The sequence below is a fragment of the Streptomyces candidus genome, assembly GCF_014207445.1.
In the GTDB taxonomy this organism is placed as follows: Bacteria; Actinomycetota; Actinomycetes; order Streptomycetales; family Streptomycetaceae; genus Streptomyces; species Streptomyces candidus.
In genome coordinates this window covers 1-19,949 of the sequence record NZ_JACHEM010000020.1, presented here as the reverse complement: position 1 = coordinate 19,949, position 19,949 = coordinate 1, and the positions used below count along the sequence as shown (strand labels likewise).

The following is a 19,949-nucleotide window of genomic DNA, read 5'->3' as shown; positions in this document are numbered from 1 at the left end:
CTCGCCGGGTCTCGGATCGCTCGGCGGAGGCAGGCCTCTCACCCGGGGGCTCTCACCTGCGCGGTGCGGGGAGTTCCGAGAGTTCCGTGTTGAGTTCCGTCAGGAACCGCAGAACGAGGGAGAGTTCGGCGGGCTCGAAGCGCGACCGCACGTTCTCGGTCGCCGTCGCCAGGGGAAGGAAGTGCGCGCGCGCCACGGACCGCGCGCTCGTCTCGTAGTGCAGATGTACGACCCGCCGGTCCCTGCTGTCCCGGGAGCGCCGGACGTGCCCGGCCTTCTCCAGCCGGTCCAGGCAGGCGGTCACCGCACCGGAGGTCAGCCCGAGGTGCTCGCGCAGGCGGCCCGGCGTGAGGGGGGTCTCAGAGTCCAGGATGGCGGCCAGGGCCTGTACGTCGGTCGGATGCAGGCCCTGCTCGGCCGCGAAGCCGTGCGCGAGGCGGCCGATCTCGCCGTTCATCCGCCGAAGTTGCACCGCGAACGCCAGCAGGTCCGGCACGGGCTGCCCCGGCGGGGGCGCCGGGATGCTGCTGTCCGGCGCTGCCGCTCGTTCGGGGTCTCGTTCGTTCGTACTGGCCACGGGTTCACCCTATCGAGGGCCGCCCGCGGCGTGATACTACAGGTGTAGTTCGCGTGGCGGCGGGACGAGACCTGGAGGTCGGGATGGCGGGAACAGCGGTGGTCGTGGGCGCGGGAGTGGGCGGGCTCGCCACGGCGACAGGACTGCGGCGGGCGGGCTGGACGGTCACCGTGCGCGAGCGCCGTACGTCCCTGGAGAGGTACGGCACCGCCTTCGGCATCCACCCCACCGCGCAGGCCGCCCTCGACCGCCTCGGCGTGGGCGAGGCGCTGCGCCGGCACGCCGTCCCCTACCGGCGCGCCGACATCCGTACCCCCGACGGGCGGGTACGGGCGCGCCTCCCGCTGGAACGCATCGAGAAAAAGGGCGGACGCCCGGAACTGCTCATCTCCCGGCCCTACTTGATCGACGCGCTGCTCGCCGGCCTGGAGACCTTCGGCGACGTCCCCGTCACCTTCGGCGAGAACGTCACCGACGTGGCGGCGCTGGCCGCCGAACACGACCTAGTGGTCGGCGCCGACGGAATCCGCAGCGCCGTGCGCACCGGCGTCCTCGGCACCCGCAGCGCGCCCCGCGACACCGGCACGGTCGCCTGGATCGGCATCGCCGACTTCGAGAGCGATGTCCACGGCGAGACCTGGGGCAGCGGATGCTTCTTCGGCATGACCCCGGTCGAACCCGGCCGCACCAACTGGTACGCCACCGTGCCCGCCGCCACCACGGCCGACGAACTGCGCCCGTACTTCGAGGGCTGGCACGACCCGATCCCGCGCATCCTCGCCGAGACCGACCCGGCCGGCTGGATCCGTTACGAGATGCGCCACCTGTACCCCGCGCTCCCGTCCTTCGTCTCCCTCTCCGCAGGCGCCGGGAGGGGCCGTACGGGGGCCGCCCCGGCGGGCGCCTTCGCCCTGGTGGGCGACGCCGCCCACGCCATGACGCCCCACCTCGGCCAGGGCGCGTGCACCGCCATCCTCGACGCCGACTCCCTCACCCGCGCCGTCGGCGCGCACGGCCCGTCCGGGCTGCCCGCCGCCCTGCGCGCCTACGACGCCGAACGCCGCCGGAGCGCCCAGCGCGTCGCCTTCGGCTCCCGCACCCTGCACCGCTTCGTGTCCACCAGACGCACCGCCCTGCGCGACGCCCTCGTCAGCCTGCTGCCCTGAACACCCCGGCCACCGCACCGCACGCCACCGAGGGCCGCCTCACCGCCCGCCGTGCCGTCCCGCCTCCTCGCGGAGGGCGTCGACCAGCGCCGCGACGTGCGGCCGGCCGCAGCGACCGAGCACGGCGACCCCGATGTGCCGGACCGGGCCGGGAGAGGTGACGGGCACGGTGCAGAGGCCGGGGACCGCCGGGGCGAGCGCGACGGAGGGGACGAGGGAGATGCCGACCCCCGCGGCGACCAGCGAACGGGCGAAGAAGTAGTCGGTGGTGGTCCCGCGCACCTGCGGATCGAAGCCGGCGCGCTCCGCGTAACGACGCAGGTACGCCTCTGTCTTCAGGCAGCCGAGCACCCAGGGCTCGGCCGCCAGCTCGGCGAGGTCGAGGCAGTCGCGCTGGGCGAAGCGGTGCCCGTCCGGCAGGACGACGTGCAGGGGGTCCTCCATGAGCGGCGTCCACTCCAGGCCGGTGCCGTTACCGCCGTCGGGGCCGACGGGCAGCGGACCGTCGAAGTGGTAGGCGAGGGCGAGGTCCACGGCGCCCCGGCGGACGAGCGGCAGGGTGTCCTCCGGTTCGCCCTCCCTGACGTGCAGTTCGGTACGGGGATGACCGGCCATCAGCCGGTGCAGGGCGCCGGGCAGCAGGACTCGGCCGCCGCTGGTGAACGTGGCGACGGTGAGCCGGGCACGGCCCGTGCCGAGCCGTTCGACCCGCTGCCGGGCGTGGGCGAGTTCCGCGGCCACGGACTCCGCCGCGCCGAGCATGATCCGGCCGGCCGGGGTCAGCACGACCCCACGGGTGCTGCGCGTGACGACCGCGGCGCCGAGACCGCGTTCCAGGGCGGACACCTGCTGCGAGACGGCCGAGGGAGTGAGGCGCAGAGCCGTCGCCGCCCGGTTGAAGCTGCCGTGCTCCGCCACCGCCCGCAGGACACGGAGCCGCTGCACATCGATCAACAGTTTTCCTTCATACCCGGCCAGCAGAACGTGACTTCCGCTGATGACGATAGGCGCCCAGGATGGCCGCATGCAAAGGATCTGCGTCATCGGCGGAAGCCGCTATGTCGGAAAACTCCTGGTGGAGCGCCTGCACGCCGAGGGGCACCGGGTCACGGTGATCAACCGCGGCTCCACCCGGCCACTCGCGGGCGTCGAGCACCTCGTGGCGGACCGGAACGACGAGAGGGCCCTGACGGAAACGCTCGGCTCCCGTACCTTCGACGCCGTGGTGGACCAGGTCTGCTACACCCCGGTACAGGCCGCCCTCGCCGCCCGCGCCTTCGCCGGCCGTACCCGGCGCTATGTGCTGACCTCCACGATCGAGGTCTACGACCCCATGAGCGCCGTGCTGCCGCCCGTGCCCGTGGGCACGCCGGTGCCGGAGGGGAACGTGGACCCGGCGACCTGGCCGGTGGACCCGGACCTCCCCTGGCACGACGACGCGTACCTCCAGACGCACTACGCTGAGGGGAAGCGTCAGGCGGAGAGCGTCCTCGCCCGGTGGGGCGGCTTCGCGTTCGCCGCAGTGCGCGGCGCCCACGTGCTCGGCGGCGGCGCCCGGGAGTTCACCGGCCGGCTGGCGCACTACACCCGGCGCATCGTCGGCGGCGAGGAGATCGCGGTGCACGCGGAGCCGCTGCCCACGGTCTTCATCCACTACGAGGAACTGGCGGACGTCCTGCGGTGGGCGGCCACCTGCGACTTCACCGGTCCCGTCAACGCCTGCTCCGAAGGACTGCTCGACGTGCACGACCTCGCCGCGGTCGTCGCCGCGCGGGCCGGACGCGAGCCCGTGACGAGGGTCGTTCCGGCGGGCGGCCAGGCCTCGGCGTTCTCCTTCGACCGGCACTACGCGATGAGCAACGCCCGCGCGAAGGAACTGGGCTTCGTCTTCTCCCGCACCGCCGACTGGCTGCCCGCCGCCGTCGCCGAGGCCCTCGCCGCCGACGGGGCGCCCGCTGGTATTCGCGCGGGCGCCCCGTCGGCATGAGCCGGCCGTGCCGGGGACGGCTCCGGCGCGCGTGCCCCGGAGCCGTCCGCCGCGGTCAGCGGCCCTGCGCGTCGGTGGCGCAGCCGGAGCCGATCTGCCGGTCGCGGTCGGGGCCGGAGGTCTGCAGGCCCGGCCGGCGTCCGCTCTCCCGCCACAGTTCGACGACGGCACGGGCAAGTCCCTGCCCGGTACGGGCGTCGACCTTGCGCACCTGGAGTTTTCCGGTGACCTCGGGGACCACCGTCTTCTTGTTGCGGGCGACCGTGGTGACGCCCTGGAGGCGGAGCGCCTCGGACAGGACGACGGGACCGAACACGGCCGGGGAGGGCGAGTCGTAGCCCGCCGGGGCCTCGGTCTCCTGCCAGTAGAAGGCGGAGCCGACCGGGGCCGTCCTGCGGCAGGTCCCCGTGGTGTCGGTGGTGCACTGCTGGCCCTGACGGCTGTCGGGGGTCGTGCCGCCGGTCTGGAGGCCGGGCACGCCGTTGCTCTCGCGCCACAGCTGGAAGACTGCTCCGGACAGGCGTGCGCCACTCGCGGCGTCCTGCTTCACGATCCTCACCTCGCCCTCCAGAGGTACGGGCGCCGGCCCGCGGCGACGGTGACGGCGACGCCGGTCGTGAGGTGGTCCGAGCCGACGGGCGGCGCGACGCGGGAGCCGACGCCCGCCACGCCCACGTTGTAGACCTGGCCGCCGTCGGCCGGCTTGTTGCTCTCCGTCACCAGCCGAGTGGTCACGGGGCTGTGCTCCGTGCCCGCATCCGTACGAGCGCGTACACACAACCGGCCAGTGCCAGGTCGGACAGCAGCATGAAGCCGATCGAGTACGAGTCCTTGGCGCTGTAGATCGCGCCCATCAGCAGCGGCGGCAGGAATCCGCCGAGGCCTCCCACCGCGCCGACGATTCCGGTGACGCTGCCCACCTGGCTCTGCGGGGTGGCGCGGGACACCAGGGCGAACACGCTGCCGCCGGCCGCGCCGAGCCCGGCCGCCATGCCGAGCAGGGCGATCGTGCCGAGCGGGCCGAGCACCGGGTCGAAGGCCTGGACCACCGCGAAGACGGCCACCGCCGCCAGAGCCACGCCGGTCACCACGGCCGGGTGGAACCGGTCCGAAAGCCTGCCGCCGAGCGGCCGGAACACGACCGTGACCAGGGCGAAACCCGCCGCCTTGGTTCCGGCGTCGGTCGGCGACAGCTCGTACCAGGTCTTCAGGTACGTCGGCAGGTACACGCCGAACGCGACGACCCCGCCGAACCCGATCGCGTACAGCGCGGACAGCTCCCACGTCACCCGCAGCCGGCCGGCCTGCCCCAGCCGGGAACCCAGCGACGCCGTGGGCACGGTCCGGCCGGGCGCGTCCGTGATGAGGACGGCGGCCAGCGCCGCGTAGAGCGCCAGTGCGACGGCGACCACCACGAAGGGGAGGTTCTCCCCATGCCCGGCGATCCGCGGGGTGAAGTACCCGGACAGCGCGACTCCGCCCATGCCCATGCCGAACACGCCGAGGGCGAAGCCGCGCCGGGACGGCGGGAACCAGGAGTTCACCAGCGGCACACCGATCGCGAACGTCGTGCCGCCCAGACCCAGCAGGAAGGCGACCAGCAGCATCAGCACGTAACTGTTCCGCGCGGGGATCAGCAGCAGCACCGGGACGATGGTCAGCGCGGACACCAGCGGGAACATCAGCTTCGCGCCGTACCTGTCGGTGAGCGCACCCGCCGGAATCCGCCCCACCGACCCCACCAGCACCGGCACGGCGACGAGCAGCGACTGCTGGAACGAGCTGAGGCCGAGGCGCTCCTTGTAGTCGACGGCCAGCGGTGCGATCAGGTCCCACGCCCAGAAGGTGAGCGTGAACCCGATCGTCGCCACGAAGAGGTTGCGGTAAGCGGCGGCGGAGGGCTTCTGCTCGGTGAGCTCGGTGTCCATTGCGCCAGTCAATCCACCGGAGGTTGCCGGGGCGCGTGGAACTGGGCCGTATGCGGTACGCGCGGTGGGCGGACGGGTTACGGGTGTCCCGCGCCCTTCGGCCGGAGCGGCCCCCGGGCGTCCGGCCGCCGAAAGTCAGCGGTGGTGCGGGGCGGGGGCTGCTTGGATACCGCCATGTCCTCCGAACTTCCCACCGGTCACGAACGCCCCGGCCCCTCCGCGGGCCACGCACTCCCCGCCGCGCGCGAACCGTCCGGCGGTGACGCGTTCCCCGCCGGTTACGAGCTGTCCGCCGATGCCGACCGGCTCGACCCCGCTCTGATCCACCGATGGCTGTCGCAGGACGCGTACTGGGCCCGCGGCCGTTCCCGGGAGAAGCAGGACCGGGCGATCTCGAACTCCCTCAACTTCGGTGTCTACGCACAGGACTGCGGCAAGCAGGTCGGGTATGCCCGGGTGGTGACCGACTGGGCCGACTTCGCCTGGCTGTGCGACGTGTACATCGCCCCGGAAGCGCGCGGCAAGGGGCTGGGGACCGCGCTCGTCGCCGCGGTACGCGACCACCTCGCCCCCTACGGCCTGCGGCGCATCCTGCTGGCCACCGCGGACGCGCACGCGGTCTACGCCCGGGCGGGCTTCGCCCCGTTGACGAAGCCCGAGCAGTGGATGACCCTGGGCGCCCAGTGAGCGGCCGCCCCGGCGGCGCGCCCGCCGAGGCTGCGCGCCGCCGGGGCCCGGGACCGGTGACGAGGCCCGGGACCGGTGACGAGCGGGGGCCGGGCACGGGAGCGGGGCCGAACGGTCAGGACGCCCCGGGGGTGACCATCTCCGCCAGTACCGTACGGAGGTCCTCGCCCGGCCCCGGGCGCAGGGCCGGAGCCAGCCGGTCCGCACGGTAGTGCCACCGGTGGTCGAGGTCCGGGTGGACCTGCGCGTCGTACCGTACGGGGCTGTCGCTGCCCAGCAGGGTCCGCAGCTCGTCCGTGAGCTCCGGCCAGCCGACGTGCCCGCTCACCGCGTTGGCCACGCCGTGCACCGGGGCGTCGAGACACGCCGTCACCGCGCGGGCGAGCGCCGCCGCGTGCACCCAGGGAGCGCCGTACCACTCATGGCCGCCCGCGCCGGGGGCGGGGAGGGTGATCGGGGCGTGGGAGCGGGCGGCCTGGTACAGCAGCCCGATGGCCCCCCAACGGAGTTGGTCGCGCAGTCGGTCGTGCGCACCCCACACCAGAGGGGACCGGACCGCGCTCGCGCCGCCCCTGCCCCCGGTGCCCGCGGCCCGCAGCAGGACGGCCTCGCAGTCGGCCTTCGCCTGACCGTACGGGCTCAGCGGCTGCCGGGACGGGCTCTCCTCCGCCACCCAACCGTCCGCCGGGTGCCCGTACGCGTCGACGCTGCTGACGAAGACGAAGGGGCCCCTGTTCCAGGCCTCGGCCATGGCGCGCATGGCCGCCACGTCCACCTCGGGACGGGTGAAGGTGCAGGCCGCGTGGATCACCGCGTCCACTCCGGCGACCGCCCGTCGCAGACCGTCCGGGTCGCCCAGGTCGCCCTCGACCACCTCGACCCCCTCACCGGCGACCAGGTGGGCCGACTCCGGGCGGGCGAGTGCGCGGACCGGCGTGCCACGAGCGGCCAGTTCCCGCAGGACGAAGGCACCGACACCGCCGGTCCCCCCGGTCACCAGGACCGTGCCGGGCGCTACGGTGCGCCGCTTGGTGGACCGTCCGGCCGCTGCCGTGGCCGCCGCCGCTCTGCGCGCTGCCGTACGGGCCTGCGCCCGGTCGTCGAGGAGCGCGGCCAGGGCGTGCGGGGTGCGGGCCTCCATGATGTCGAGCCCGGTCAGGGGGAGTTCGAGGCCGGTCCGCAGCCGCTCGGCGAGCTGGACGGCGGTGAGGGAGTGCCCGCCGAGCGCGAAGAAGTCGTCGCCCGCCGCGGGCCGTCGGCCGAGCACGTGAGCGAACGCGGCCGTCACGGCTGCGGCGTGCGGGCTGCGGGCAGCAGCGGGTGCGGGCGCGGGTGCGGGCGTGGCAGCCGTCGCTGGTACGCCGGGGAGGCGGGTCAGGTCGGGCGAGCCGTCCGCCGTGCGCGGCAGTGCGTCGACGAGCGTCACCGCGAGGGGCAGCTGGTCCCGGTCCAGAACGCCGCGCAGGGCGGCACGCAACTGGGCGGGGGTGGGGCCGCTCCACTCCCGGAGCACGGCGTACGCGAGGAGCGGCCCGCCCGGCGGGTCGACGACGACGGCGTCGGCCACGTGCGGGAGGGCTCGGAGCGCGGCCTGGGCGGGGTGTGCGGCGGGGACGGGGTGTGCGGCGGTGCCGGGGGGCGTGGCGGGGTCTGGGAGCGCGGCCGGGGCGGGGTGCGCGGTGGCCTGCTCGCTTCCCGCGGGGCCTGGCAGCTCCGAGAGGCGCCGGGCGGGATCGTCGGCCACGGCGGTCAGCAGCTCAGCGAAGGAGCGGCCCAGCGCCTGCCCCGTCCCGTCGTCGAGCGCCGCCCGCCCGTACTGGACCAGACCCGCCGGTTCGCCCGCCGCCACCAGAGCGAAGGAGAGGTCGAACTTGGCCTCGCACAGCACCACTTCGACCGCTTCCGCCCGAAGGCCGGGCAGTCGCAACGCCGTCGGTTCGCCCAGTACGTCGGAGGTCACCCGTACCAGCGCGGACCCGTCCGCGCCGCGTGCTGCCGCGCCGAGCCGTTCCATGACGAGGTCGTACGGCACCTGCCGGTGCTGCTGTGCCTCCAGCAGCGCATCCCGTACCCGCTCCACCAGTTCGCCGAACCCGGGGTCGCCGGACACGTCCACCCGTACCGCGAGAGTGTTGACGCACAGACCCACCAGCCCGGCCGCCTCCCGGCCCTCGCGATGTCCGGCCGCGCAGCCGATCACCAGGTCGTCGGCGCCGGTCAGCCGGTGCAGTGCGGCGAACGCGGCGGCGAGCTGCACCGTGAAGAGCGTGGCCCGCCTCGTGCGCCCGAACTCGCGCAACCGCCCGGGCACTTCGGGACCCAGAGGCTCGACGTGGGTGACTGCGGGCCGGTCCGGCAGGTCGGACGGCGGGGTCGCGGGGCGGGGCAGGGCCGGCGGGACGGCCCCGGCCAGCCGGCGGGCCCAGTGGTCGAGACTGCCGGCGAGCCGGCCGGACGCCGCGTGCTCGCGCCGGGCGTGGTCCGCGTACTGCGGCGGTGCGGCAGGCAGGGGCGGTACGGAGACCCCGGTGGCATGCGCGTACAGACTTCCGAGCTCGTCGGCGACGGTGACCAATGAGTGCCCGTCTACCGAGATGTGATGGAGAGTCAGGTGAACGGTGTGGTCCTCGGGGCCGTGCCGCAGCACCAGCGCCCGGGGCAACGTGCCGGCCGAGAGGTCGAACGGGAGCCGGGCCTCGGCGGTCAGCAGCTCGTCGTAGCCGGGCCCCCCGTCGGTGTCGGTGTCGACCACGCGCACGGGGTACGTGGCCGGCGCGGGGAGCGTCTCCTGGTACGGCACGTCGTCGTGCACGCCGTACCGGGTGCGCAGGATCGTATGACGGGTGACGAGAGCGGTGAGGGCCTCGCCGAGCGCGTCCAGGTCGAGCGGCCCGGTCAGGCGCGTGGCGAAGGGCACGCTGTAGGCCCCGTCGCGATGACCGAGCCGGTCCATCAGCCACATGCGGCGCTGGGCGTGCGAGAGCGGCGCACGGCCGGTGCCGGAACCGACGCCGGAGCCGGAGGCCGAACCCGAGCCCGGGCCGGTGCTCGCGGGGTTCGGTTCGGCGGGCCGGGGCGCGGTGCGGGAACGGGCCCGGCGCAGGAGTTCCTGTTGGAGGGCGGCGGGGGTGTCAGGGGACATCGGGGTGCTCCGGCGCGTCGGGGTTCGGGAGGGTGCGGGCGTCCGGCAGGGGGTGTGCGCCGGGCAGGGGGTGCAGGTCGGTGTGGGCCGCCAGCAGGGCCCGTTCGACGAGTGCGGCGTGCCCGGCGACCGTCGGCGAGGCGAAGAAGTCGGCGAGGGACAGCTCGACGCCGAGGTCCTCCCGGAGGTCGTCGGTGACGACGAGGGCGAGAAGGGAATGGCCGCCCAGGGCGAGGAAGTCGTCGTCGGGCGACGTCACTTCGCAGCCCAGCGAACGCGCCCACACCTCGGCCACGGCCTGCTGGAGAGGAGTCAGCGGTGACGCACCCTGCACGGATTCGTCCCGGGAGGGGGGCGCGTGCGGGGACGCGGCGAGTTCGGGAACCGGTTCCACGGCCGGGGGAGCGGTGGCCGCGGGGCCGGGTGCGGTGGCGGCGGGCGCTCCGGTCCCGGCGCGTGCTCTGGCTGCGGAGTGCGCCGTGGGGTCCGTACCCGCCGCGGTGACGGCGCCGCTCGGGGCCCCGCCCCCCGGATGGGTCCCGGATGCGTGCGCGACGCCGGTCCGCTGGGGCGAGGCATGCGCAGGCGTACCCGGCCCGGACGCCCCGAGCGTGGGCGCGACGGCCGGGCCGGGCGAGGACCCAGCCTCGGTGCCGGTGCCCGTACCGGTGTCGCCTCCGGGCCCCTCCGTCCCCGAGCCGGGTACCGTCCCCGCCCCCGGCCGCCGGTCGAGGTCCGCCAGTGCTGCCCGGTCCACCTTGCCGGTAGGGGTCAGCGGCAGGCGGTCGAGGACCGTCAGCTCGTCGGGGACCAGGTGGGCGGGCAGGGTCGCGGTCAGGCGGGCGCGCAGGGACCGCGGGGAGGGCGCCGTTCCCCGTGCCGGTACGACGAACGCGGCCAGCCGTGCGTCGTCGGGGGCCGGGCGGCGTACCGTCACCGCCGCGTCGTCCACCTCCGGCTGTTGGCGCAGTACGTGCTCGATCTCGCCCGGTTCGATGCGGTGGCCGCGTACCTTCACCTGGTCGTCGGTGCGCCCGTGGAAGTCGAGGGTCCCGTCGGGACGGACCGAGGCGAGGTCGCCGGTGCGGTAGAGGAGGCCCAGCGTCGGGTGGGTGACGAAGCGCTCGGCCGTCAGCTCCGGCTGTCCGACGTAGCCCCGGGCGAGCCGGCTCCCGCCGACCCAGAGTTCCCCGCGCGGCGCGTGGTCGCCGCCGTGCTCCCCGGCCGCGACCGGCCGGCCGTCCTCGTCCAGGACGTGTGCGGTGGCCCCGGCGATCGGCCGGCCGATGGGCATCGGGCCCTCGCCGTCCTGGGCGGTGACCCGGTGGGCGGTGGCGAAGGTCGTCGTCTCGGTCGGCCCGTACCCGTTGACCAGTTCGAGCCAGGGGAAGTCCCGCAGCACCGAACGGGCGTGCAGCGCGGACAGCGTCTCGCCGCCGACCACCACGGAACGCAGCAGTGAGAAGACGCGGGAACGGCGGGCGGCGAGCTGGTGGAAGAGCGCCGTGGTGAAGAAGGCGACGGTCGCCCCGTGCCGTTCCACCTCCCGCGCCAGGTCCTCGAAGGACGGCCGGTCGGCGGGGCAGACGACGACGGCGGCACCGTTCGCCAGGGCCACCCACACCTCGAACGTCGACGCGTCGAACGTCGCGGGGGAGTGCAGCAGCACCCGGTCCCGGGGGGTGACCGTCACGTACGCCGGGTCCATGACCAGCGCGGCCACGGCACGGTGCCGTACCGCCACGCCCTTGGGCCGCCCGGTCGACCCGGAGGTGAACATGATGAACGCCGTGGCGTCCTCGCCCGGCCCGGGGAGCGGCTCCGCACCGTCGTACGCCGGGATCCCGGCGTCCAGCGCCAGACGCGGGCCGTCGACCCCGGCCGACTCCAAGAGGTCGCTGTCGCCGACCGTCAGCACCGCGCCGGAATCGTCGATCATGGCCTCGGTGCGCACCCGGGGATGCGCCGGGTCGAGCGGCACGCACACCGCGCCCGCCCGCCACAGGGCGATCTGTGCGACCACGGCGCGGGCGGAGCGCCGTACGAGCAGAGCGACGGGGTCGCCGGGACGCACCCCCCGCGTTGCCAAGTGCGCCGCCAAGTCGCGTGCGGAAGCGACGAGTTGGCTGTAGGTCAGGAGTGTGTCGCCCTCGATCAGTGCCAGTGCGTCGGGGGTCAGGTCGGCGCGGTGGGCGAGGAGGGCGGTCAGGTCGGGGTATGCGGACCCGCCCGGAAAGGCGGAGGCGGACGGGGTGTGGTTGTCGGCCACGGTGGAGCCTTGCACAGCAGGTTCCTTCCGATCGGAGTGCGGTGGGCGGTGGGGTCCGGTACGGCGCGCGACGGTCACCTCAGACCCCGGTGCCGCGTGCCGCCGCTGCCGCGCACCGCTTGTCCAGTACGGCGACGACCGCCCGCAGGTCCGGCTGGCGCAGCAGTTCCGGTGCGCGCAGCCGCACTCCCGTCTCCCGCTCGACGGCGGTCAGCAGCCGGGCCGCGGCCAGTGAAGTGCCGCCGATGTCGGTGAAGTTGTCGGTCAGGGCGGCCGAGGGGCGGTCGAGGAGTTTGCGTACCGTTTCCAGCACGAGCCGTTCGTTGGCGGTCGCGTCGGCGGGGAGCGCCGGGGCGCCGTCCGTCGCCGCGGAGTCCGTGTGCTCCTGGGTCTCCGCCTCCCGCCTCAGCAGGGCCGCCCGGTCCACCTTCCCGTTGGCGTCCAGCGCGAAGGCCTCCACCACGCGTACCGCGGACGGCACCGCCTGTTCGGGCAGCCAGGCGCGCACCGAGGCGAGCAGCGCGTCCGGGTCCGGGGCGTGCGCCGGGGTGCTTTCCGGGTACGGGCCGGCGGCCGGCGCGTCGGCGGTGGCGTCGGAGCGGTCGGCCACGGGCAGCACGTAGGCGACGAGGCGGGCGCGGCCCTCGGCGTCGCGCGGGGCGACGACCACCGCGCTGCGCACCGCCGGGTCCTGCTCCAACGCGGCCTCCACCTCGGCCGGTTCGATCCGCACACCGCTGATCTTCACCTGGTCGTCGAGACGGCCGAGGAATTCGAGTGCCCCGTCGGCCCGCATCCGCACCCGGTCCCCGGTGCGGTACACGCGGTCCACCTCCGGCGGCAGGCCCGCAGCCGGAGGTGCGGTGAAGCGGCGCGCGGTGAGTGCGGCATCGAGGTAACCCATCGCCAACTGAAGGCCGCCGACGCACAGTTCGCCGTCCTCGCCGCGTGCGACGAGCGTACCCTCGGGGTCCGTCACCAGGACGCACACCCCGGGCAGCGGCAGGCCGATCGGCGGTGGGGCGTCCTCGCGCACGTCGTCGTCGGTGGCCCGCATGGAGTGCGTCGTGGTGACCACGGTCGCCTCGGCGGGCCCGTACGCGTTGTGCACCACGGCGGTCACGTCCGGACCGGGCCGGCGGCGCATCCGATCGCCCCCGACCACGAGATGACGCAGGGTCAGGTCCTGTGGCCAGGGCCGGTCGAGGAGCGGTTCGGCCATCGGCGTGGCGGTGACCGCGACCGTCACCGCCGCGTCGCGCCACCAGTCGGTGAGCGCGCCGGGATCCCAGCGGACGGCGTCCGGCGCGGGTACCAGCGTGGCTCCCGAGGTCAGTCCGGCCCACAGTTCCATGACGTGCGGGTCGAAGGCGACGCCGATCAGCAGGGTCTGCCGGTCGCCGGGGCTAAGACCGGTCTCCTCCCGGTACCAGGACAGGAGCGCCGCCAGGGCGGGCTCCGCGACGGCGACCGCCTTCGGGCGGCCGGTCGAACCGGAGGTCAGCACGGCGTACAGCGCCCCCGACGGGGCCGGGCGGGCGCCGGGCGCGGGCGGCAGGAACGCCGCCACCACACCGGCCGCCGCGTTGACCCCCTCGGCGGGCAGCGGCAGGGCGAGGTGCCCGGCCTCCCGGTGCCGCTGCGGGAGCACCTCGGGCGCGCCGATCAGGCAGGTGACGCCGACGTCCTCGCCGACCGCGGCGAGCCTGCGCTCACCGGGGCGCGGCCCCAGCGGCAGATAGACCGCGCCGACCCTGGCCAGGGCCACGGCGGTCACCACGAGGGCGGCGGAACGGTCCAGGCAGACCCCGACCAGGTCGCCCGGCCGCACCCGCCCGTCCCACGTCCGGACGAGCGCGTCGGCCGCCTCGTCGATCTGCCGGTACGTCCAGGAGTGCGGCCCGTCGGTCACCGCGGCGGATCCGGGTGCGCGCCGCACCCACCCCTCGTAGGCGGCGAGCACCCCCACCGGGTCGGGGCCGACGGGCCTGCCGTACTGCACGCTCGTGGTCATTTCCTGTCGTTCCTTCACTGTGTCGGTCGCCGTACGGGTGTGGGTGGCGGTGCCGTGACGGGGTTCGGTGCCGGTCATCTTCACGACTCCGTCGGCTTGGCGGCGGCGGTGGCGGCGAGCGCGCGGGCCTGATCGGCGAAGACCGGGTTGCGGAAGAGCACCCGCAGCGGCGGCCGGTCGCCGAGGTGCGGCTCCAGCCAGGCCGCGAGCTGAGCGGCGAGCAGGGAGTGGCCGCCGACGCGGAAGAAGTGCGACCCCTCCTCGAAGCGGCCGTGCCCCAGCACCTCCCGCCACCCCTCGGCGAGCAGTGCCAGTGCCGGGTCGGCGGACCGGGCCAGGTCGGGCAGCGCGTTGTGCCCGTCGCCCGACGGCTCGTCGGCCCGCGCGGGCTGCTCCACCTCGGCGGCCAGCTTCGTCAGCGCGGCCCGGTTCGGCTTGCCGCCCGGGAGGGTCGGCATGGTGTCGAGCCGCACCCAGAGCGCGGGCACGAGCGCTCCGGGCAGCTTCGCGCTCAGGGCGCTGTGCAACCCCTGCTCGTCCCAGGCCGTTTCGTCCCCCGCGGTTTCGAGGAACCCCACCAGTCGCGGTCCGCCCGTCGCGGACGCCCGGTCGAGCACCACGGCGCAGGACCGGCCGCCGAGCACGCCGGACGCGGCGGCCTCGACCTCCTCCAACTCGATGCGGTAGCCGCGCAGTTTGACCTGGTTGTCCCGCCGCCCCAGAAAGCGCAGCAGGCCGTCCGTGCCACGGAACCCGAGATCGCCGGTGAGGTAGACGCGCTCGCCGCCGAGCGCGGGCACCCGTACGAAACGGTTCGCCGTGGCCTCCGGATTGCCGACGTACCCCTCGGCCAATCCAGCACCCGAGACAGCCAGTTCACCGATCGCGCCGTCCGGCAGCGGGCGCAGTCCCTCGTCGAGCACGTGGACGCGCTCGCCGGGCAGTTCGGTGCCGAGCGGAACCTCGGCGCCCGCGCCGAAGGCGTCCGGGTCCAGCTCGTACACGGTGGAGCTGATCGACGCCTCCGTCACCCCGTACGCGTTCAGTACCCGTACGTCGGTGCCGCTGCCCGAGCCGGTCTCCCGCAGGAACGCCCGCATCACGTCGGCCGGTATGCGCTCACCGCCCAGTACCAGCAGCCTCGGCGCCCAGCGGCCCTCGCGCAGCACGGACCGCAGGTCCTCCTGGGTGGCGAGGAAGTAGCTCGTGGGCAGATTGGCGACCGACACCCGCGCGTCCACCAGGAGTTGCGCCAGTTCGCCGCCGGTCGGCACCTCGAACTCCGGTACCACCAGGCAGGCGCCCGCCCACAGCGAAGGCAGCACCTCCTCCAGCGCCACGTCGAACGAAGGCTGCGCGAACAGCAGCGCCCGGTCACCGGCCGCCAGCGCGAACCGGTCGGCCACCCCCGTCAAGTGGTTGCGCAGCGCGGCCCCGCCGACCGCGACCGGCTTCGGTGTGCCGGTGGAGCCGGAGGTGTGGATGACGTACGCCGCCGAAGGCAGGACCTCGGCCGGCGCGGCGGGCGGCAGGACGGCGTCACCGACCCCGCCCGCCGGCAGCCCGTCCGGTACCTTCACCGAGCCGTCGGAGGGGGTGAGGACCATCGCCGGGCCCAGCCGGTTCAGCAGCAGCTCCAGCCGGGCGGCGGGGTCGGACGGGGACAGCGGACAGTAGACGGCCCCGCCGCGCAGACAGGCCAGCAGCGTCACCACCGACTCCACGCCGCGCGGCAGCACCGCCGCGACGGGTTGGCCCGCAGTGACCCCGGCGGCCCGAAGCCTGTCCACCAGGCCGTCGACCTGCTCGTTCAGCTCGCCGTACGTCAGCCGCCTGGCCCCGACGAGAACGGCGGGCAGCGACGGGTCGTGGCCCGCCAGCACATCGAGCGGGTCGCGGTCGGCGGAGCGACGTACCTCCGGCTCCGCGGCGGGTGCCGCGGGCGGCGGCGCCAGCTCGGCCAGCACCGTGCCGGGCGCGTCCAGGTAGGCCCGCAGCAGATCGAGGAAACGCCCTGCGAGCAGCCGGGCAACATCCTCCCCGAACAGATCGGCGTCGTAGTCCCACACCATCGTCATGCCGGCCGCCCCGTGCCGGGGGCCCACCCCGCGCCGGTCGTCGGGCAGCAGCACCACGTCGAGGTCGAAGCGGGTCGTCCCGGTGTTGAACCCCTCGAAGAGGGAGATGTCCAGCCCCGGCACCTCCAGGTCCGGCAGCACGGCGTCGTGCGCGCTGAACATCACGCTGAACAGCGGATTGTCCGCACCCGACGTGTGCAGGCCGAGTGCCCGCGTCAGCTCCTGGACCGGCACCTCCTGGTACGGCAGCGCGCGCAGGAGGGTGTCCGTCACCTCGTCCATGGTGTCCTCGGCGGGCGCGTCGGCGTCCAGCCGCAACCGCAGCGGGATCGTGTTGACGAACATCCCCACCGCGTCCTCGAACCCGAGCGGACGGTTGCCCACCGCGGTCCCCACGACCATCTCGGAGCGCCCGCTGTGCCGCCGCAGCAGCTCCGCGAACAGCCCGAGCAGCGTGGCGAACGGGGTCAGCCCGCGCTCCTTGGCGTGCGCGCGCAGCCGCTCCGCGAGGTCCGCGCCGATCGACTGCCGCAACTGGCCGCCGTGGTGGCGGCGTTGCACCCCCGGCCTGGCCAGGCCCGGCAGCGGCATGTCGTACGAAGCACCCTCCAGCTCGGCGCTCCAGTACTCCAGCCCCGCACGCATCACCTCGTCCCGCCCCGCCGGTTCGGCCTGGGCACGGACGTGGTCGGCGTAGGAGGAAGCGGGCTTCAACTCCGTGCTCTCGCCCAGGACATGGGCCCGGTAGACGCCGAAGACGTCGGCCAGCAGGATCGCGAACGAGTGCCCGTCGTGGATCAGGTGGTGCTCGACGTGGATCAGCCGGTGCCGGTCGTCGGCCATCCTGACCAGCGTCCAGCGCAGCAGCGGCGCCTCGAAGGTGTCGAGCGGGCTCTCGGCCTCGGCACGCAGCAGCGTCTGGAACGCGCTCTCCGGGTGGGCCTCCCCGCTCAGGTCCACGGTGCGCAGCCGGGGCGGGCACGCGTCGGCGACCCGCTGCCCCGGCATGGCGCCGGGCACGGGCACCAGTTCCAGGCGCAGACCCGGATGACGCTCCAGCGTGGCGGCCAGCCCGTGCTCCAGGGCGTCGACGTCGAGGGTTCCCCACAGGTCGAGGGAGGCGGTGAAGTTGTAGGCGCGGCTGCCCGGCTGCACTTGCTCGTGCAGCCAGACGATCTCCTGCGAGGAGGAGAGAGGAAGCATGGCGATCCCTGAGGTTGTCGGGTCGGACGTGCGGGAAGAAAGGGCGGGGGCACGGTCGTGCCCGCCGCCCGTGGCGTACCGGCAGGCCCGCGGATCACGCAGGGCCGCACCGGAAGTCGTTTCGGGGGACCGGACGTCGCATGGTCCTGGGCGTTCGGGACGGGCCGTGTCGTACGGGACCGGCCGTGCCGTGCGCGAGTGGTCGTGTCCTACGGCAGTGGCTGTGCCGGGTGCGCGGGCGGCCGTGCCGCAGGGACCCCGGGGCTGCCCGGCAGGGCGGTTCAGGAGACGGGCAGACCGACCCGCAGCTCCCCGGCCAGCGCGGCGAAGGCGTCCTGCGCGGCGTCGTCGGCGAGGACCGTGCGGTCCCACACCATCCGCACCTGCAGTTCGGCGCCCTGGACGACCGACACGGCGAACGGGGCGCGCACCCGGCGGCCGTCGACGTGCACCTCGCGTCCGGCGGCCCCGCCCAGCCGCAGTGCCGGCCGGCGACGGGCGTCGTCCACGGTCAGCAGCCCGTCCAGCGCCCCCGACCAGCGTGCCCCCGCCGACCGGGCGGCGTGCACGACCTCGTCGAAGGGGGTGTCGGCCCGGTCCAGGTCGTCCCACCACTCGGTGGCCGTCACCTCGGGCGCGGGGCGCTCCGGGCCGGTCGCGGCGGGGAAGACCACCGTGTTGAGGAAGCAGCCCAGCACCGGCGGCGCCCCGGCCGGACGCCCGCCCCACGGGTAGCCGACCGGCGGGACCCGCCCGGGGCCGTACAGCACGCCGGCGGCGGCCCGGCAGGCGTCGAGCAGTGAGGCGAAGGGCACGCCCAACGGGTCCGCGCGGAGCGTGAGTCCGGCGGCGCCCGTGGGGGTCCGGGCGGACGTGTCGGGCTTGGCCGCGCGCTCCTGCACCGTACGAAGCCGCTCGCCCCAGTACGCGAGCGCGTCCGGCGTGCTCGCCCTGCGCTCGGCCTCCAACTGGAGCAGGACCGCCTCCCGGTAGTCGGCGAGGTGCGAGGCCACCTCGGCGGCCGACGGGTCCAGCGGCCCGAGGCGCTCCCGGTAGGCGTCGCCCAGCTCCTCGACGATGCGGGCCAGCGACTGGCCGTCGCAGGCGGCGTGGTCCAGCACCACCGCGAGCACCTCTTCGACGCCGTCCTCCGCGAGGTACAGACGCAGCGGAGGGCCGTCGGACGGCCACGCGCCCACGGCACGGCGCAGCGCGTCGTGGACGTCCTCGCCGGGCGACCGGCGCACGTGCTCCACCGGTATGCCGGGGTCCGCCTGGCGAAGCACCGGAGTACCCCTGAGGACGCAGGCGCGGGAGCGCAGCGCGGGGTGGCGGGCGGCGAGGCACTCGGCGGCGGCCTGCAGCCGCCCGGTGTCCACCGTGCCGCGCGGGAACGCGAAGAACATCGGAACGGTGTCCGGGCGGCCTGCCGGATCCATGGCCCGCACCAGGACGAAGCGGCGCTGCGCACCGGTGACGGGGAGCAGGTCCGCGCCCTCGCCCCCGGTGCTCGCGGCGAGACGCTGGTAGCGGTTCAGGTACTGGCCGGTGATGCTCGGACGCCGACCGGTGATGCTGGAGTGCACGAGGTCCTCTCTTGGTTCGTTTCTCTGACCGTGGAAAAGCGGGGCGGGCCCTGCCAGGGGGCGGACCGGTCAGTCGGCGTCCGGCAGGTCCCGCATGGAGCGCAGCGGGGACAGCAGCAGTGGCAGCGGTACGAGGAGGAAGCCCACCGCGCACACCCACAGCGCGGCGCGCGCGCCCAGAGCGTCCGCGACGCCTCCGCCGACGAGCGCGCCCAGCGGCAGCGAGCCCCACATCAGGAACCGCAGGGTGGCGTTCATCCGTCCCAACAGGCGCGGCGGGCAGAGGGTCTGACGGAAACTCACCTGGGCGACGTTGTAGACGACCGCACCGAAGAAGACCGCCGCGGAGGCCACCGCGAACAGTGCCGCGGCGGCGCCCTTGCCCGCGAGTGGCCACAGCAGCGCGAACGGCGCCGAGACCAGCGACGCCAGCCAGATGATCCGGGCGTGCCCGAACCGCCGGGCGAGCCGGCCCGCGCACAGCGCGCCGGCGAGGCCGCCGACGGCCGACGCCGACAGCATCAGCCCCACGACCCCGGGCTGGAGGTCGAGGACCCGCACCAGGAAGACGGTCTGCGTGGCCATCAGCATCGCACTGAAGAAGTTGCCCAGACCGGTTGCCCCGGCGATGACCCGCAGCAGCGGATGGCCCAGCACGAAGCGCAGCCCCTCGGCGACGTCCTTGCGCAGCGACGCGCCGGGAACCGGTTCGGGTTTGCTCTCCGGCTGCCGTATCGCCAGCAGGAACAGGGCCGACAGCAGGTAGCCGATCGCGTCGGCCACGATCGCCAGATGCGCCCCGACGAGTTGCACCAGCCCACCGCCCAGGCCGGGGCCGGTGACCTGGGCGGACGAGCGCACCGTCTCCAGGGCTCCGTTGCCGGCCACCAGCTGTTCCTTGGACAGGAGTTGGGGCAGATAGCTCTGGTGTGCGACGTCGAAGAACACCGTCGCCGCACCGGTGACCAGCGCCACCAGGTAGAGCTGATACATCGTCAGTGCGCCCGCGAACCCGGCCAGCGGCACGCTCGCCATCGCGACGGCACGCACCACGTCGGCCCGGATCATCAGCGTGCGCTTGCGCATCCGGTCCACCCACGCGCCGGCGGGCAGGCCGATGAGCAGGAACGCGGCCGTCTCGGCGGCCGTCAGCAGGCCCACCTGGAAGGCGGGGGCCCGGAGTTCGAGGACGGCGACGAGCGGCAGCGCGACGAGGGTGGAACAGCGCCGTCGCCAGCGCGACGGCCCTCAGCGACGCCTCACCAGCGACGTGCCGCACCCCCTCGCGGATCCGCCGCAGCGCGGGAACGGG

At 74.7% G+C, this 19,949-nt stretch carries 13 protein-coding genes and 1 pseudogene; 3 read left to right on the top strand and 11 right to left on the bottom strand.

Annotated features, from left to right (window positions below; genetic code table 11):
- Positions 1-52: 52 nt before the first annotated feature.
- Positions 53-577, bottom strand: a complete 525-nt coding sequence (locus HNQ79_RS28655; protein ID WP_185035801.1) for a MarR family transcriptional regulator — start codon at positions 575-577, stop codon at positions 53-55.
- 83 nt (positions 578-660) lie between these two features.
- On the opposite strand from HNQ79_RS28655, the gene HNQ79_RS28650 reads away from it, so the two are divergent.
- Positions 661-1,743 carry an FAD-dependent oxidoreductase gene (locus tag HNQ79_RS28650; protein WP_185035883.1) on the top strand — a complete coding sequence of 361 codons (1,083 nt, stop codon included), beginning with the start codon at positions 661-663 and terminating at the stop codon, positions 1,741-1,743.
- 39 nt (positions 1,744-1,782) lie between these two features.
- Here HNQ79_RS28650 and HNQ79_RS28645 read toward each other — a convergent pair whose 3' ends face one another.
- On the bottom strand, positions 1,783-2,697 hold the full coding sequence (locus HNQ79_RS28645; RefSeq protein ID WP_185035799.1) for a LysR family transcriptional regulator: 915 nt from the start codon (positions 2,695-2,697) through the stop codon (positions 1,783-1,785).
- Positions 2,698-2,767: 70 nt separating this feature from the next.
- Between HNQ79_RS28645 and HNQ79_RS28640 the strand changes: the two genes are divergently transcribed.
- Complete coding sequence (locus HNQ79_RS28640) at positions 2,768-3,730, top strand: NAD-dependent epimerase/dehydratase family protein (RefSeq protein ID WP_185035798.1); 963 nt, start codon at positions 2,768-2,770, stop codon at positions 3,728-3,730.
- 55 nt (positions 3,731-3,785) lie between these two features.
- On the opposite strand, the gene HNQ79_RS28635 is transcribed toward HNQ79_RS28640, so the two are convergent.
- Genes HNQ79_RS28635 through HNQ79_RS28625 form a run of 3 tightly spaced genes read right to left on the bottom strand, consistent with a single transcriptional unit; the run spans position 3,786 to position 5,658 of the window.
- Positions 3,786-4,280, bottom strand: a complete 495-nt coding sequence (locus HNQ79_RS28635; RefSeq protein ID WP_185035796.1) for an MSCRAMM family protein — start codon at positions 4,278-4,280, stop codon at positions 3,786-3,788.
- Positions 4,281-4,285: 5 nt separating this feature from the next.
- A complete protein-coding gene (locus HNQ79_RS28630; RefSeq protein ID WP_185035795.1) occupies positions 4,286-4,465 on the bottom strand; it encodes a hypothetical protein in 180 nt (59 codons plus the stop codon).
- Positions 4,462-5,658, bottom strand: a complete 1,197-nt coding sequence (locus tag HNQ79_RS28625) for an MFS transporter (RefSeq protein WP_185035794.1) — start codon at positions 5,656-5,658, stop codon at positions 4,462-4,464. Before HNQ79_RS28625 ends, HNQ79_RS28630 begins: the two co-directional genes overlap by 4 nt.
- Before the next feature lie 174 nt (positions 5,659-5,832).
- Between HNQ79_RS28625 and HNQ79_RS28620 the strand changes: the two genes are divergently transcribed.
- The gene (locus tag HNQ79_RS28620; RefSeq protein ID WP_185035793.1) at positions 5,833-6,345 is read left to right on the top strand and encodes a GNAT family N-acetyltransferase; all 513 of its coding nucleotides are present in this window, start codon (positions 5,833-5,835) and stop codon (positions 6,343-6,345) included.
- A 115-nt stretch (positions 6,346-6,460) separates the two neighbouring features.
- Here HNQ79_RS28620 and HNQ79_RS28615 read toward each other — a convergent pair whose 3' ends face one another.
- From HNQ79_RS28615 to HNQ79_RS28585, 6 genes and pseudogenes are all read right to left on the bottom strand, one after another.
- Entirely contained in the window at positions 6,461-9,487 is a 3,027-nt protein-coding gene (locus HNQ79_RS28615) for a condensation domain-containing protein (RefSeq protein WP_185035792.1), read from the bottom strand.
- Positions 9,477-11,771: a non-ribosomal peptide synthetase gene (locus HNQ79_RS28605; protein ID WP_373312522.1), complete on the bottom strand. Its 2,295-nt coding sequence runs from the start codon at positions 11,769-11,771 to the stop codon at positions 9,477-9,479. Before HNQ79_RS28605 ends, HNQ79_RS28615 begins: the two co-directional genes overlap by 11 nt.
- Positions 11,772-11,835: 64 nt before the next feature.
- Entirely contained in the window at positions 11,836-13,848 is a 2,013-nt protein-coding gene (locus HNQ79_RS28600; protein WP_229923373.1) for a non-ribosomal peptide synthetase, read from the bottom strand.
- 2 nt (positions 13,849-13,850) lie between these two features.
- Positions 13,851-17,051, bottom strand: a complete 3,201-nt coding sequence (locus tag HNQ79_RS28595; RefSeq protein WP_185035791.1) for a non-ribosomal peptide synthetase — start codon at positions 17,049-17,051, stop codon at positions 13,851-13,853.
- Between the two features lie 281 nt (positions 17,052-17,332).
- Positions 17,333-18,637, bottom strand: a complete 1,305-nt coding sequence (locus tag HNQ79_RS28590) for a non-ribosomal peptide synthetase (RefSeq protein WP_229923374.1) — start codon at positions 18,635-18,637, stop codon at positions 17,333-17,335.
- Between the two features lie 69 nt (positions 18,638-18,706).
- Positions 18,707-19,855 (bottom strand): annotated as a pseudogene (locus HNQ79_RS28585) (MFS transporter); the annotation flags it as partial.
- Positions 19,856-19,949 lie beyond the last annotated feature (94 nt).